This window comes from Bacillus sp. FSL R5-0397 (genome assembly GCF_038593395.1).
Classification (GTDB): domain Bacteria; phylum Bacillota; class Bacilli; order Bacillales; family Bacillaceae; genus Bacillus; species Bacillus altitudinis.
The window spans coordinates 1,549,782-1,565,565 of record NZ_CP151992.1 but is presented as its reverse complement, the minus strand read 5'-3'; the positions used below and the strand labels follow the sequence as shown (position 1 = coordinate 1,565,565).

Genomic DNA, 15,784 nt, shown 5'->3' with positions numbered 1-15,784 from the left:
TATTCCTCCTAATCCTCGGACAGCCAGCTGCGTAGCAATTTAGCAAAGTCTTCTGGTTTATCTTTTGCCATTTTTTCAAGCTGATTTTTTCTCACCATTTCTTCTGTTTCTGGCTCAGTATCGATATCAGGAACATGAATTGGTGTACGTTCATCAAACTCAAACTCTTCTTCCTCATCTTTTCTTCTCTTACGTACGAGAAGGATAATGAGAGCGATAATGGCAAGTAGTAGCACACCGCCAACAATATAAACCCAAATTGGAATATTGTTTGAAGGGTTTTCTGCTGCCGTTTGCTGTTTACCGTCTAATTTTGATACAGATAAAACGATTTTGTTATCTAAGTCAGCTTGAGTGAGCGCTTGACCGTTTGTGTATTCTTTATCAATCGATGTACTGATGATGGTTGAAAGAATTTTTTTGATATCATCCTGCCTTTCAGCAGTTAATGAGTTCGGATCGTTTGCAGTAGGTGGTTCAACCAGTGCCTGAATGCCAACGTCTCTGATTTTATAAGGACTTTCTTTGATATCTTTATGAATGCGGTTGACTTCATAATTGATACGATCTTCGCTCTTTTCGTAATCTCCGCTTCCATTCGTTCCATCGGCACCTTGATAATTTGTGACATCATCGTCACCTGTTCCAGCGGTGCCTCCAGCTGCTGCACCATTGCCTGAATAAGTTTCAGCAATCTTTTCAGCGCTGACAGCAATTCCTTGCATGTTTTCTTGATCAACTGGTTCGACAAGATCTTCTTTTCTTTTTTCTTCAGTAAAATCAATGTCTGTAGTGACCGATACGGCAACTTTCTCTTGACCCATCATCGTTCCAAGTAGCTGTTGAATTTTTCGTTGAAGATTCTTTTCAATCTCCTCTTTTTTCTGCTGCTGTGCATCCATTCCACTTGCATAGGAATCTGAGCTGCTGTTTAAGTCATAGTAGTTGGAATCTTGGTCCATAATGACAATGTTTTCTGTTTTTAAATTCGGCACACTTTTTGAAATAAGATGATAAAGGCCTTTTACTTGTTGCTGAGTAAGCGTGTAGCCTGGTTGAACTTGCAGCACAATTGATGCTGATGCATTACTTTGCTCTTCTCCAACAAAAACGGAATCTTTTGGCAGGTTAATCATAACCTTTGAATCTTTAATCCCATCAATCGTGTTGATCAGATTGGATAGTTCTGTCTGAGTTGCGTCTACTTTCAGAACATCAAATTCATTATCTGTTAAACCGAAGCCGGAATTGTTCGCAAAGAAGGAGTAATCAATATTCCCCGTTTTAGGAAGTCCTTCTGATGCAAGTGTTACTTTTAAAGTGTCTGCTTGCTTTTCTGGAACTAAAATCGTCGTTCCGTTATTTGCAAGTTCCGATTTAACGTTTTTGCCATCCAGTTCCTGTTTGATTTGTCCTGCTTCTGCCTCAGACAAATCTCTAAACAACGGAACCATTTTTTCAGAAGAAGCAAAGATGCTAACAACCGTAATAATGATTGCTAGGGCAGCTACGCCGCCAATCATGAGTATTTTTTGTAATTTTGATCGATTTCGCCAAAACTCAACTGTTTTTGTTCTTAATTGCATTAAAGTACGATTCATCTTAACCCCCGGTCATTCCATTCAGTCTATTTTTTGTCCACCAGCACCTCCTACATCTGCATTCTCATAATCTCTTGGTACGATTCGACTGCTTTATTCCGAAACTCGGTTGCAGCTGTGAGTGTCACACTCGCTTTTTGTGAAGCAATCATGACTTCATCGAGATTGACATCTTTCCCTTGTGCGAGAGCATTCGTATACTGGTCTGATTTCAGCTGTGATTGATTTAATGCCTCAATGGAATTCTTCAGCACATCAGAGAAATTCGTTTGACTTTTAGGTGCAGCCGCCTGCACAGACGATGCATTCGTCAATTCACTTGCTTGCTGAGCGGTTTGAAGCTGGAAAGGAGATATTGCGTTAACCAATTCTTTTCACCTTACTTTCCTATTTCTAAAGCTTTCATCAGCATGCTTTTATTCGCATTCAGCGCAGTCACGTTTGCTTCATATGATCTTGAGCTGCTGATGAGATCAACCATTTCCTTTAATGGATCAACGTTTGGTGTTTGAACATATCCATTTTCATTGGCATCGGGATTTGTAGGATCATATTGAAGGTTGAATGGAGTTTCGTCTTCAGTAATTTTTGTTACTTTGACGCCGTTTCCTAATTTGCCGCTCGAATTCATGCTTGAGTTCAATATAGATGAAAATGATTCACCTGACGGCTGTAATGTGACGAGCTTGCGTCTATAAGGCTCCCACTTGCCATCAACCTGTTTAGCTCTTGTTGTATCCATATTCGCAAGGTTAGAGGATACAACGTCCATTCTGAGCCTCTGTGCTGTTAATGCTGAGGCCGAAGCGTTCACGCCTGAAAAAATCGACATCACTTACCTCCTGTCAAAACTGTTTTAAGAGAATTGAACTTTCCGCTCATTCTTTCAACCAACGCATTATACTGAATTTGGTTTTTAGCGAGTTCACTCATCTCTTGATCAATATCGACATTATTTCCGTTTTCTTGATAAGAAGTACGGTTACTCGAAACAACTGAATAATTAGACCCTGTTTTAGAGAAATCAATGTGACCTTGGTATGTTTTTTTAGCATCTAATTTGATTGACGCATCATTTAGCATGTCGTGGAATGCAACTTTTTTAGACTTGTAGTTCGGTGTGTCTATATTCGCGATATTATTGCTTATGACTTTTTGCTTAACGTTCGCTCTGCCCAAGGCATTCTCAAGGTTACTTATCGTTCCAGAAAATATATCCAAAACCATATACCTCCAATCATATGTATTTCATTCCATTTAATCATGTCGAGATTTGTAAAACCATATGTTCATTGTAAGAAATAATAGGATTAAAGTCTATGATGTAATTGTAAAAAAAACTCGTAATATATATCTATTTTACGAATAGGTATAAAGACCTAGATTCAAAGCACTACAGAATTGTAAGGGGTTTCTTCGAAAAAAGAGTGTCATTTTTCGGACAAATCCTCATTTTTTATACAAAAAAACCCTTTTCAGCATTTATTTCGGCCGAAAAGGGTTTTTTTTGATTAGTGAGATTTTAAATTTTCAAGTTCAATTAAAAATTTGTTGTTTAATACTTTGATGTATGTTCCCTTCATTCCAAGGGAACGAGATTCAATAACGCCTGCACTTTCTAATTTACGAAGTGCGTTTACGATCACTGAACGAGTGATTCCTACACGGTCAGCAATCTTACTTGCCACAAGCAGCCCTTCGTTTCCATCAAGTTCTTCAAAGATATGCTCAATCGCTTCAAGCTCACTATATGAAAGAGAGCTGATTGCCATTTGAACAACCGCTTTACTTCTTGCTTCTTCTTCAATTTCTTCCGCTTTCTCGCGAAGAATCTCCATTCCAACAACTGTTGCGCCGTATTCAGCAAGAATTAAATCATCATCTGTGAATGTATCTTGCAAACGAGAAAGGATTAACGTCCCTAAGCGGTCTCCGCCTCCGATGATTGGTACAATCGTTGTCAAACCTGATTGGAATAAATCACGGTTCTCAATCGGGAAAGCTGTGTACTCACTGTTGATGTCAAGGTTTGAAGATGTTTCAGGGACATTGAATAAGCTTTTTGTATATTCTTCAGGGAACTGACGATCTTCCAGCATTTTTTTCATACGTGCATTTTCAATCTGCTGGTTAATGGAGTAGCCAAGAAGTTTCCCTCTTCTGCTTAAAACGAAAATGTTTGAATCAATGACATCTCTCAATGTTTCTGCCATTTCTTTGAAATTAACCGGCTTCCCCGCTGCATCTTGCAGCATCGAGTTAATAATCCTTGTTTTTTGTAGTAACGCCATAATAATGATCCTCCTAGATTACTTTATTCATTTGTTAAAGTATAAATTGACTTAAGTCTTTATTATTTGCAATCTTTCCTAGCTTCTCTTCTACATACTGAGGGGTAATGGTCACTGTTTCCATTGTAATATCAGGCGCCTCAAATGAGAGCTCTTCAAGCAGCTTCTCAAGTATGGTGTGAAGCCTTCTTGCACCGATGTTATCCGTCTCCTGATTGACGTGATAAGCCACTTCGGCAATCTTATGAATAGCATCGTCAGAAAATTCAAGAGATATACCTTCTGTTTCAAGTAAAGCCTTATATTGCTTTAATAACGCGTTATCTGGTTCCGTTAAGATTTTCACAAAGTCTTCTATACTTAATTTATCTAATTCTACACGGATTGGGAAGCGCCCTTGAAGCTCTGGAATCAAATCCGAGGGTTTCGCCATATGAAAAGCGCCTGCTGCTACAAATAGAACATGATCTGTTTTCACAGCCCCATACTTCGTCATCACAGTGGAACCTTCTACAATCGGTAAAATATCACGTTGAACCCCTTCACGAGAAACATCTGCAGACGATGCACCACCGCTTTTGGCAATTTTATCGATCTCATCGATAAAGATGATTCCTTGCTGCTCTGCTTTTTGCACGGCTTCCTGACCGACTTCATCCATATCAATCAGTTTTGAAGCTTCCTCAGCAGTTAACGCTTTTCTCGCTTCTCTGACGGTCAGCTTTCTGCGTTTTTTCTTTTTAGGCATGAGATTGCTAAGCGCATCCTGCATGTTCATACCCATTTGCTCCATACCCGAGCCTTGAAGCATATCAAACATGGAAGGCTGCTGCTCTTCGACTTCAATCGTGACGTAATGGTCTTCAAGTTCACCCATCGCCAGCTGGTGCGCAATGCGTTTTCTCGTCGATTCAAGCTCTACTTCTTCACTTGAGTGATCTCGATCACTTTCATCAGCATCAGAACCACCAAACAGCATCTCAAAAGGATTTTTCACAGACTGACTTTTTTTCTTTCCAGGAACAAGTAGATGAACAAGCCGTTTGTTTGCTTGTTTTTCCGCTTCTTCTTGAACATCCTTCATTTTTTCTTCTTTGACTAGTCTGATTGCTGTTTCCACTAAATCTCTGACCATTGATTCTACGTCACGTCCGACATATCCAACTTCAGTAAACTTCGTCGCTTCCACTTTAATGAAAGGTGCACCAGAAATCCTTGCAATTCTGCGGGCAATTTCTGTTTTCCCCACACCTGTCGGACCAATCATTAAGATGTTTTTAGGAACGACTTCATCCTTTAGCTTATCATGTAAAAGACTTCTTCTGTAACGGTTTCTTAAAGCCACCGCCACTGCTTTTTTCGCATCAAGCTGACCAATAATGTACTGATCGAGCTTTTCAACTATCTCTCTTGGGGTGAACGGCTTTTTCTCCATACGTCTCATGTCCTTTCTATTCAAGCTCTTCTAAAGTGATTTGATCGTTCGTGTAGACACAGATTTCTCCGGCCGTTTCAAGAGCCGCCTTTGCAATCTCTCGAGCTGAGAGATGGTCACCTGCATGTTTTTTGAGTGCTCTCCCGGCGCTAAGCGCGTAGTTACCGCCTGAACCAATAGCCAAAATGCCATCGTCTGGCTCGATGACCTCTCCTGTTCCAGATACGAGCAGGATGCTTTCTTTATTCATGACGATCAGCATGGCCTCAAGCTGTCTGAGCATCTTGTCACTTCGCCATTCTTTCGCCAGTTCTACAGCTGCTCGTTTTAGGTTACCACCGTATTCTTCAAGCTTCGTTTCAAACTTCTCAAAGAGTGTAAATGCATCTGCAACTGAACCAGCAAAACCTGCGAGTACTTTGCCTCCGAAAAGACGGCGCACTTTTTTTGCTGTGTGTTTCATGACGACAGCCTGCCCAAAAGTGACTTGACCGTCTCCAGCCATCGCACTTTTTCCTTTATGTTGAACGGCAAAGATTGTGGTTGCATGAAATGATGACATGAAAAAACCTCCTTTTAGGATCGTTTAAAAGCCCTTGGGTGATGAGACATGTACGTTTTTCTTAAAGAATCTTTTGATACATGCGTGTACACCTGTGTTGATGATAAATTTGAGTGACCAAGAAGTTCTTGAACACTTCTTAAATCCGCTCCCTCGTTTAAAAGATGCGTAGCAAAGGTGTGCCTTAACATGTGAGGATGGATATGTAATGTGCCAGACGCCTTTTTCATTAATTCAGTTAGAATGAATCGAACGCCTCTGTCTGTAAGAGGAGCTCCGCGCTGATTCAAAAACACATGTGAATCAGCACGATCCTTTCCCCTCACTTTCAGCTTCTGCCTTCCATCCTCTAAATATGTGGAGAGCGCTTCATGTGCATAAGAGCCGAAAGGTACATACCGCTGTTTGCTGCCTTTCCCATGAACAAGCACTGTATCCATCGATAAATCAAGATCAGATTCTTTTAATGAACATAACTCACTGACCCTCATACCTGTTGCATAAAGAAGTTCTAAAATGGCTTGATTTCTTTGACCAAGCGGTGTATTTACATCAGAAACTGTAAATAGCTCTTTTAGTTCCTCTTCATACAAAAAGGAAGGAATTCGCTTATCCTGCTTTGGTAAGCTAACGAGTAAAAAAGGATTTTCTTTCACAAGCTGTTCTCTTAATAAAAATTTATAAAAGCTGCGAAGTGCAGAGACTTTCTTACTAATCGTTCTTCTTGTAAGGCCTTTTTCATAAGCTTCTGTTAAATAAATTCTCGTATCTTGATAGGATACCTCTTCAAAACCGTCTATTCCTTGAATGTTCATAAATCTGACAAACTCTTCAATCGCCTCAGTATAACCCGAGATCGTTAAAGCTGAATAGTTCTTTTCAATCTGCAAATATTCAATGAATAAGTGGACAAGACGCTGTTTATCTGTCATTTTTACACCTCTTTAAGGCTTTTAAATGGTATCACATATCTTGCTTCCCGTGCAATGTTTTACTACAGAGATTTCGAAATAGTTTGAATAGTTTCGATTGCGCGTTTAGCGTACTCTGCATAGCGCTCTTGTTTGTTTTTAATTCGAACGCCAAGATCTTTCAGCAAGCCAAAGTTTGCATTCATCGGCTGGAAGCTTTTCTTGTTTGTTGATGTGATGTAGTAAGCCATACTGCCAATCGCTGTTTCTTCTGGAAGTGTCACAAGCTCTTCTCCTTTAACAAAACGAGCTGCGTTGATTCCAGCCACTAGTCCTGAAGCTGCGGACTCAACATATCCTTCAACACCAGTCATTTGTCCGGCAAAGAATAAGTCGTCTCTATTTTTAAATTGATATGTCGGTTTTAGAAGGCTTGGCGAGTTAATAAATGTATTACGGTGCATCACACCATAGCGAACAATCTCTGCCTCTTCAAGACCTGGGATCAAACGGAATACTTCCTTTTGATCGCCCCATTTTAGATGTGTTTGGAACCCAACAATATTATATAAAGTACCTGCTGCATCATCCTGTCTTAATTGAACCACAGCGTAAGGTCTTTTCCCTGTTTTTGGATCTTCAAGTCCGACTGGTTTCATCGGGCCAAACAACATGGTTTTTTTCCCTCTTTTGGCCATGACTTCAATGGGCATACAGCCTTCGAAGAAGATTTCTTTTTCGAACTCTTTTAACGGCACAGTTTCAGCAGAAATGAGCGCCTCATAAAAACGATCGAATTCTTCTTCTGTCATCGGACAGTTTAAATAAGCCGCTTCCCCTTTATCATAACGTGATTTCAAGTACACTTTATCCATATCGATGCTGTCTTTCTCGAGGATCGGCGCTGCTGCATCGTAGAAATATAAATACTCTTCACCTGTTAAGGATTTTAATTCTTTTGAAAGTGCTTCTGATGTAAGAGGACCCGTTGCGATAATCGTCGGACCTTCTGGAATGCTTTGCACTTCTTCTTGAAAGACCGTCACATTCGGGTGATTTTTCACGCGGTCTGTGACGTTAGCTGCAAATTCATGACGATCTACTGCAAGCGCTCCACCAGCAGGAACCGAGCTTTCATCTGCTGCTGCGATGATTGCTGAGTCTAAATGACGCATTTCTTCCTTTAGTACACCTACTGCGTTTGTTAAAGCGTTCGCACGCAATGAGTTACTGCATACGAGCTCCGCAAATTTATCAGTGTGGTGAGCTGGTGTTTGTTTAACAGGTCTCATTTCATACAAATGAACTTTAATTCCGCGCTTGGCAATTTGCCATGCCGCTTCACTTCCTGCTAAACCTGCTCCAATCACATTTACAAATTGACTCATTGTACAACTCTCCTATTTCGTAAGTTCTATTTGATGACATAAAAAAGCAGGTGAACAAGGCTGCTCACCGCTATTTTTGTTGTTCCTCTTTATAATCACAGTTCACACATTGAACTTGAATGCCTTTTTTCAGCTTTTTCTCTACAAGCATATTTTCGCATTTTGGACACTTTCTTTCAATTGGTTTGTCCCAAGACACGAATTCACACTCTGGAAAACGATCGCAACCGTAAAAAATGCGGCGCTTCTTAGATTTCCGTTCAACGATATTTCCTTCGTGACAAGTCGGGCATTTGACACCAATATCTTTGACAATTGGTTTTGTGTTACGGCAGTCAGGGAAATTAGAGCATGCCATGAACTTACCGTATCTCCCCATTTTGTACACCATTGGATGACCACACTCTTCGCAATCAACTCCGGCGTATTCAGGCTCGATCTCAACTTCCTGCATCTCTGCTTCTGCTTTTTCTACCCGTTTTGCAAAATCTTGATAGAAACTGTCGATAATGCGTACCCATTCAATCGTACCTTCTTCAACGCTATCAAGTTCTTTTTCCATTTTCGCAGTAAATTCTACGTTAATGATTTCAGGGAAGAATTCAATAATTAAGTTGAGCACAATCTCTCCAAGCTCTGTTGGAATAAACCGTTTGTTATCAAGTGCCACGTAGCCGCGCTTTTGAATGGTATCTAATGTTGGTGCATACGTCGATGGGCGGCCGATACCTAGCTCTTCAAGGGTTTTGACAAGTCTAGCCTCAGTGTAGCGTGGAGGCGGCTGCGTAAAGTGCTGCTCTGGTTCAATATCTTTTGAAAGAACGGTGTCTCCCTCTTTCAGATCAGGAAGCATTTTGTCCTTTTCTTCTAACTGGTCGTCCTTCCCTTCAACATATACTTTCATAAATCCAGGGAATTTCACCTTACTCCCATTTGCACGGAAAGTAAGCCCGTTATTTTCAAGATCCACACTCATTGTATCAAGAACAGCTGGTGCCATTTGGCTTGCCACAAAACGTTCCCAAATCAATTTATAAAGACGAAGCTGATCTCTGCTTAGCACGTGTTTGACATCTGCTGGTTTTCTTAGTGTAGAAGTCGGACGGATGGCTTCGTGAGCATCCTGTGCATTTTCGCTCTTTTTGGTAGTACGTTTTGTTGTATTCAAGAAATTCTTGCCATACGTTTGATCAATGAAAGCAGATACTTCTTCAATTGCCGTATTGGAAATACGTGTCGAGTCCGTTCTCATATATGTAATGAGACCTACTGTACCTTCTTTACCAAGATCAATTCCTTCATATAATTGCTGTGCAATCATCATCGTTTTCTTCGCACGGAAGTTTAGTTTTCTCGCTGCCTCTTGTTGTAAGGTAGATGTTGTAAACGGAACAGCTGGGTTGCGTTTACGTTCTTTTTTCGTCACTTTTTCAACAGAAAACTTGCTTCCTTTTAATTTCGAAAGGATTTCTTTTACATCTTCTTTTGTTTTTAGCGGATGTTTTTTGCCATTTACGCCAAAGAAACTCGCTTCAAAACTTTCTTTCCCTTTTAGGAAGGTGCCATCAATTGTCCAGTATTCTTCTGGTTTGAATTCATTAATTTCATTCTCGCGGTCAATAATCAGGCGGAGTGCAACTGATTGAACACGACCGGCGCTTAAACCCTTTTTGACTTTCTTCCATAAAATCGGGCTGATTTTATATCCAACGAGACGATCTAAAATCCGTCTTGCCTGCTGCGCATCAACCAAGTCCATATCGATCATACGTGGATGTTTAAAGGAATCTTTAATTGCATCTTTTGTAATCTCGTTAAAGACAACGCGGCAATCTGAAGAGAGGTCAAGGTCAAGGCTGTGGGCTAAATGCCAAGCAATCGCTTCTCCCTCTCTGTCGGGGTCAGCTGCGAGATATACTTTTTTTGCTTTCTTCGCTGCTGTTTTTAATTCTTTTAAGACTGGACCTTTTCCTCGAATCGTAATATATCTCGGTTCGAAGTCATGCTCAGTGTCAACACCAAGCTGACTTTTCGGTAAATCCCTTACATGCCCCATTGAAGCCTTTACTTTATACTTTTTTCCTAAATAACGCTCAATCGTTTTCGCCTTTGCTGGCGACTCAACGATGACTAAATAATCAGCCATACTCAAAATCCCCCTTAAGAGGTGTTCTCTCTTTATCCATTTCACAAATTTATATTTATGTTAATTGCACCTATCTAACAGGCAATCGTTAAAAATTCTTTATGATGAACATCATTATAAACCCGAAAAACAAAGTGTAAACTTAAATCCTCACTATTATTAAATATTCCGATGTCTTTTGTCAAACGATATTTTTATGGGAGTTCAGTATATTGAACACCACTCAAGGAGAATTCCTCTAAAATATCCTTCGTTGAATGAACAAGCTTGGCACCTTGCTGAATCAGTCTAGCTGGACCTATAGAATTAGAATCAAAGATCGATCCTGCAACAGCAAACACTTCTTTTCCTTGCTCTAATGCCTGGTAGGCTGTAATAAGCGAACCGCTCTTTTCTTTGCACTGGACCACGATGGTTCCTCTTGTCAGGGCACTAATTAATCTGTTTCTCATTGGAAAATGCCATTTTTCTGGTTTGATATAAGGCGGATGCTCTGACAACAGTAAATGATGTTCTCCCATATATTGAGCCATTTGCACATGTTCTTTTGGATATACATGTTGAAAGCCGCCAGCTACAACACCAATCGTTTTTCCTTTTTTTCTTATGCACTCTTTGTGTGCAAGTCCATCAATTCCTTTTGCTAAACCACTCACAATCATCCAATTCTCCTCTACAAGTTCTCCAACAATTTTCTTCACGCACGCTTCTCCGTAAGAGGATGGCACTCGTGTACCTACTACACCTAGACTTTTTTCTTCATTTAAATAGGTAACGTTTCCTTTTAGGAATAATACTGGGGGAGGATCATAAATGTGTTTTAGTGAGCTGGGATATAAAGGTGATGTGATGGGAATCATGTGAATATTTTGCTTTAAATAGGCTTGAACGATGTGTTGAAAAATGGGGAATTCATTTTCTTCAGCTTGTTGTAAGCGGGTAAAGTCGATCTTTTGTAATGATCGATCCTGTTTGAAATGATGTGTTTCTTCATTTATATATAGCTCAGGATCGACTTTCCACCATTTTGTTAACAAAGAGGGTGAGATGAGGCCTTTTAAGCGGTGAAAAATCATTCTTTCGGACACGTTGTACATACCATTCCTCCAGTTTAAGATAGAAAGAAGAAGACTTGTCAAAGAACAAGTCTTCTTGTGTCATTAATGCGTTTTACAAGCTTCGAAGAGATTCTTCTCTTTTAACACTTTAATTAAGGTTTCTCCCATGACAGATGGTGTCTCTGCCACTTCAATTCCACATTCACGCATTGTTTTTACTTTTTCATCAGCAGTTCCTTTACCACCAGAAATAATGGCACCAGCATGTCCCATACGTTTTCCTGGAGGCGCTGTTTTACCGCCAATAAAGCCAACAACCGGCTTGGTCATATTTGCTTTTACCCATTCAGCTGCTTCTTCTTCAGCAGTACCACCGATTTCACCAATCATGATCACAGCATGCGTTTCAGGATCTTCATTGAAGGCTTTTAATACATCAATAAAGTTCGTGCCATTGACAGGGTCTCCGCCAATTCCTACAGCTGTTGATTGACCAACACCAGCCTCTGAAAGCTGATGTACCGCTTCATATGTAAGCGTTCCAGAACGAGACACAACACCAACATGACCTTTTTTATGAATGTAGCCAGGCATGATGCCAATTTTACATTCTTCAGGTGTAATCACGCCAGGACAGTTCGGTCCAACAAGTCTTGTCTTCTTACCTTCCATATAGCGTTTCACTTTAACCATATCCAGAACTGGAATGTGTTCTGTGATACAAATCACTAGATCCACTTCTGCATCAACAGCCTCTAAAATGGCGTCTGCTGCAAATGGAGCTGGTACATAGATAACAGAAGCATCTGCTCCAGTTGTCTGTACTGCTTCAGATACAGTATTAAATACAGGAACTCCCTCTACTTCAGTTCCACCTTTTCCAGGTGTGACACCGCCAACGATATTTGTTCCATACTCAATCATTTGTTTTGTATGGAATAATGCGGTTGAACCGGTAATCCCCTGAACAATTACTCTCGTATTTTTATTAATAAATACACTCATTTAGGTTCCCTGCCTTTCTGCTCTACTTGACTAAAGATACAATCTTTTCTGCCCCGTCAGCCATAGACTCAGCAGAAGTGATATTTAAGCCTGAATCACTCAGGATTTTCTTCCCTAATTCAACGTTTGTTCCTTCAAGACGTACAACGAGTGGTAATGTTAAGCCGACTTGTTTCGTCGCTTCAACAACACCTTCTGCGATGACATCACATTTCATGATGCCGCCAAAAATGTTCACGAAAATCCCTTTGACATTTTGATCAGATAAGATGATTTTAAATGCTTCCGTTACTTTTTCAGCAGTTGCACCGCCGCCAACATCAAGGAAGTTTGCAGGGTCCCCGCCGTAATGCTTGATGATATCCATTGTAGACATCGCAAGGCCTGCTCCATTCACCATACAGCCAATATTCCCATCTAGAGAAATGTAGCTTAGGTCATATTTAGATGCTTCAATCTCTTTTGGATCTTCTTCATCAAGGTCACGGTATTCTAATATATCTTTTTGTCTATATAAGGCATTGCTATCAAAGTTTAATTTTGCGTCAAGTGCCATGACTTTTCCATCACCTGTTACAACAAGAGGATTTATCTCGGCAATTGAACAATCCTTTTCAATAAACGCATTGTAAAGGCTTGTCATAAACTTAACAGCTTGACCAACTAATTTTGTTGGAATATTAATTTTAAACGCAACTTCTCTCGCCTGATAGGCTTGGAGACCAATCGCTGGGTCGATGACCACTTTCACGATTTTTTCTGGCGTTTTTTCTGCTACTTCTTCAATTTCAGTACCGCCTTCTTCAGAAGCCATCAAAACAATTCTTGATGTCGCTCTATCCAAAACGAGTCCTACATAGTACTCTTTTTGAATATCGCAGCCTTCTTCAATAAGTAAGCGTTTTATTTCGCGCCCTTCAGGCCCTGTTTGATGTGTGACAAGTGTCTTGCCGAGCAATTCCTCTGCAAACCCTTTCACTTCATCTTTTGTTTTTGCAATTTTTACCCCACCTGCTTTACCACGGCCGCCTGCATGAATCTGTGCTTTTACGACATATACAGAGCTTCCTAGCTCTTCTGATGCTTTCACTGCTTCATCAGGTGTAAATGCTACTTTACCATTTGGAACTGAAACCCCATATTTTCTTAGGATTTCTTTTCCTTGGTACTCATGGATATTCATTTCCCATCCTCCCAACATATGTAGAAACAAAAATTATAAAATAGACTGCGCTTTCATTTTAAAGAATAAAAAAGAGAATGTCTAGGGTTCTATGTAAAATCGTAAAATCCTTCTAAACATTCAAACTTTTATTTTATTAAAAATATAAATTTTTCAGTCAAAACACTTATTTTACCTTATTTTTTCATTTTTTGATCCAACCGATAGATAAATGAAAATATTTCTGCTACAGTATCGTATAACGCTTCTGGGATTTCCTCATCGAGCGTTAAGTGGCGCATCAGTTCTACTAAATTACGGTCTTCTTGGATAGGGACGCCAGCTTTTTGAGCTTCTTCAATAATATGATCAGCCACATAGCCGCTGCCTGTTGCAACGACTTTTGGCGCTTTTTGTTTTTCTTCATCATAGTGTAGAGCGACCGCTCTTCTAAGCGGTTTTGAATCTTTCATACTCGTAAGTCCAGCCCTTTCTCGCTGATTTTATGAAAGTGTTCATCTAGAAAGTCAGACGGATCAATTGGCTCTTCTCTCTTTTTCGCTGTAATCCCCGTTAAACTATACCCTAGGGCATTTAAATTCTCTCGAACAGCTGGAATCATTGGATTAATGGTCCCTTGAAGTTCGTGAGCCGTCTCGACTGTAATTGACATCACTTTTTGCTGAATCGTACAGTCTATTAACGTTTCTTCTAAGTTCTCCATGTTTAAATAAAACATTAAACGGCACTGAGAAATATCAATAGAGCCATCTTTTTTCTTATGCCCTTTTAGAATAAAGGTTAAATCTTGAACACTATGTTTTGAGAAAAGAGGGTAAGAAACCATCATTTGACTAACTGTTTGGTTTTCCTGATGCACTAGTAACTGCCCATTTAATCTATGGAATAATTGATCCATTTCTTTTTTTACGGGTTCCGGAACATCAGCTTGCCTTGCATCATTTAAAACCATCTTTAATTGGTGAAGCTCTTGGCTTTTGACATCTTGGCTGCCCTTTTCCAGTAATTTCAGCATCCCAATTTCATCTCGTACACCTATCGCTTTTTTCATCGTCATCAGTAAATCGAGTACATCGGTTTTATTGCTTAATGCTGGTTCAGTCTGCTGAATGACCTTTGCCAATGCGTTCGTCTCTGTTTTTGAAAGAAACGGAAATTCCTTTTGAAGCACGGCTGCCTTTGCGTCAGCCTGTGGCCCTGCCTGCTGGACTGCTTGAACCAGTGATGTGAGTTGTTTTACATCAAGCTGCTGCTGTCCGTCTGTGCCTTGCTTTGTGATGCTTGTCAGAATGCGTTCTATTTGCTGAAGCGGGAGCTGTTTTGGACTTAATAATTGCTGCACGCTGTTCTGATTCACTGTATCCACCTGCCGCCCTTGTATAGCGGCGGGCTGGCTCTGCTTTGTTTGCTGAGCCGGATTGACATGAGGCTGCACCTGCTGCAAGCTTTCTCCTTGCTTCGTTTGACCTTCTTTTGCTCCTAGAAGCACCGATAAGAGCTTTTCTGCATGAACAGTTGTCTCAGCATTTACAACCGTACGAACGGCCTGTGTAAGAGCCTGTGTGGCTTCTGTTTGCTTCGGAAGCTGTGTTAATCGATCTAGCAGTGCTGTCACATCCTGATGAAGTGCAGAGGGGGATTTCATCGCTAATATTGATTGGAGCACTCCTTGCTGAATCGGCAAATCTTTCTTTAAAGCAAAAAGAAGTGCTTGCAGACCTTTTTTGATATCCGGGCCTTGAAGTTGTTCAATCCATTTTACTGCCGTTTTTAACTCTGCTTCGTTGATGACCGGTTTTTCTTTTAAAAAGGCTGTAGCTGTTAACATTTGTTCAAGTCCATTTTTAAGCGACAGACCTTCTAGTAGTTTAGCTGCGGCATCCTTTAATGTTTTAGGATCTTGGTCAAATTGCTGAACAGGTCTTAATTTACTCAGACTGCCTCCACCTTCTTGTTCTAATTGGAACCAGTAGAAAGAATCGGCTTTTAGCTGAGCCGCTAGCTGCGCTTTGATTTTGGTCGAACCTATTTGAACAAGTGCTGTATCATCACCAAGCATTTTCAGTACTTTGCCGAGAATGAGCCGGTGAATATTTTCCTTTCCTTCCGTGTTAAGCGGAACAGATTCTGCCGTATTCAGCCGACTATTCAGTGCAGTATGTATATCTTCAACTCTTGTCATCACAGGCAGCCTCCTTTTGTCA

General features: G+C 40.4%; 15 protein-coding genes. All 15 read right to left on the bottom strand.

Features of this window, described 5'->3' with window-relative positions:
* Positions 1 to 8: 8 nt before the first annotated feature.
* Positions 9 to 1,601 (bottom strand): flagellar basal-body MS-ring/collar protein FliF, encoded by a 1,593-nt coding sequence (gene fliF / locus NSQ70_RS07910; RefSeq protein ID WP_024720350.1) that lies wholly within the window; start codon positions 1,599 to 1,601, stop codon positions 9 to 11.
* A 50-nt stretch (positions 1,602 to 1,651) separates the two neighbouring features.
* Positions 1,652 to 1,969 carry a flagellar hook-basal body complex protein FliE gene (fliE, locus tag NSQ70_RS07905; protein WP_342502539.1) on the bottom strand — a complete coding sequence of 106 codons (318 nt, stop codon included), beginning with the start codon at positions 1,967 to 1,969 and terminating at the stop codon, positions 1,652 to 1,654.
* An 11-nt stretch (positions 1,970 to 1,980) separates the two neighbouring features.
* Positions 1,981 to 2,433, bottom strand: a complete 453-nt coding sequence (gene flgC / locus NSQ70_RS07900) for a flagellar basal body rod protein FlgC (RefSeq protein ID WP_007499610.1) — start codon at positions 2,431 to 2,433, stop codon at positions 1,981 to 1,983.
* On the bottom strand, positions 2,433 to 2,822 hold the full coding sequence (gene flgB, locus NSQ70_RS07895; RefSeq protein ID WP_017359092.1) for a flagellar basal body rod protein FlgB: 390 nt from the start codon (positions 2,820 to 2,822) through the stop codon (positions 2,433 to 2,435). The genes flgC and flgB overlap by 1 nt, the downstream gene beginning before the upstream one ends.
* Before the next feature lie 290 nt (positions 2,823 to 3,112).
* Complete coding sequence (codY, locus tag NSQ70_RS07890; protein ID WP_007499612.1) at positions 3,113 to 3,892, bottom strand: GTP-sensing pleiotropic transcriptional regulator CodY; 780 nt, start codon at positions 3,890 to 3,892, stop codon at positions 3,113 to 3,115.
* A gap of 34 nt (positions 3,893 to 3,926) precedes the next feature.
* Complete coding sequence (hslU, locus tag NSQ70_RS07885) at positions 3,927 to 5,327, bottom strand: HslU--HslV peptidase ATPase subunit (RefSeq protein WP_008344818.1); 1,401 nt, start codon at positions 5,325 to 5,327, stop codon at positions 3,927 to 3,929.
* Between the two features lie 16 nt (positions 5,328 to 5,343).
* Entirely contained in the window at positions 5,344 to 5,889 is a 546-nt protein-coding gene (gene hslV, locus NSQ70_RS07880; protein WP_007499614.1) for an ATP-dependent protease subunit HslV, read from the bottom strand.
* 14 nt (positions 5,890 to 5,903) lie between these two features.
* Entirely contained in the window at positions 5,904 to 6,821 is a 918-nt protein-coding gene (xerC, locus tag NSQ70_RS07875) for a tyrosine recombinase XerC (protein WP_342502538.1), read from the bottom strand.
* Positions 6,822 to 6,883: 62 nt separating this feature from the next.
* A complete protein-coding gene (gene trmFO / locus NSQ70_RS07870) occupies positions 6,884 to 8,188 on the bottom strand; it encodes an FADH(2)-oxidizing methylenetetrahydrofolate--tRNA-(uracil(54)-C(5))-methyltransferase TrmFO (RefSeq protein ID WP_007499618.1) in 1,305 nt (434 codons plus the stop codon).
* A gap of 70 nt (positions 8,189 to 8,258) precedes the next feature.
* Positions 8,259 to 10,334 carry a type I DNA topoisomerase gene (gene topA, locus NSQ70_RS07865; RefSeq protein ID WP_342502537.1) on the bottom strand — a complete coding sequence of 692 codons (2,076 nt, stop codon included), beginning with the start codon at positions 10,332 to 10,334 and terminating at the stop codon, positions 8,259 to 8,261.
* Positions 10,335 to 10,528: 194 nt separating this feature from the next.
* Positions 10,529 to 11,431, bottom strand: coding sequence for a DNA-processing protein DprA (gene dprA / locus NSQ70_RS07860; protein WP_041507310.1), 903 nt, complete (start codon positions 11,429 to 11,431; stop codon positions 10,529 to 10,531).
* 63 nt (positions 11,432 to 11,494) lie between these two features.
* A complete protein-coding gene (gene sucD / locus NSQ70_RS07855) occupies positions 11,495 to 12,397 on the bottom strand; it encodes a succinate--CoA ligase subunit alpha (protein ID WP_072367269.1) in 903 nt (300 codons plus the stop codon).
* Positions 12,398 to 12,419: 22 nt separating this feature from the next.
* Positions 12,420 to 13,580, bottom strand: a complete 1,161-nt coding sequence (gene sucC / locus NSQ70_RS07850) for an ADP-forming succinate--CoA ligase subunit beta (protein WP_008344824.1) — start codon at positions 13,578 to 13,580, stop codon at positions 12,420 to 12,422.
* A gap of 176 nt (positions 13,581 to 13,756) precedes the next feature.
* Positions 13,757 to 14,032, bottom strand: a complete 276-nt coding sequence (locus tag NSQ70_RS07845) for a FlhB-like flagellar biosynthesis protein (RefSeq protein WP_008344827.1) — start codon at positions 14,030 to 14,032, stop codon at positions 13,757 to 13,759.
* Positions 14,029 to 15,762: a glycosyltransferase gene (locus NSQ70_RS07840; RefSeq protein ID WP_342502536.1), complete on the bottom strand. Its 1,734-nt coding sequence runs from the start codon at positions 15,760 to 15,762 to the stop codon at positions 14,029 to 14,031. The genes NSQ70_RS07845 and NSQ70_RS07840 overlap by 4 nt, the downstream gene beginning before the upstream one ends.
* Between the last annotated feature and the right edge of the window lie 22 nt (positions 15,763 to 15,784).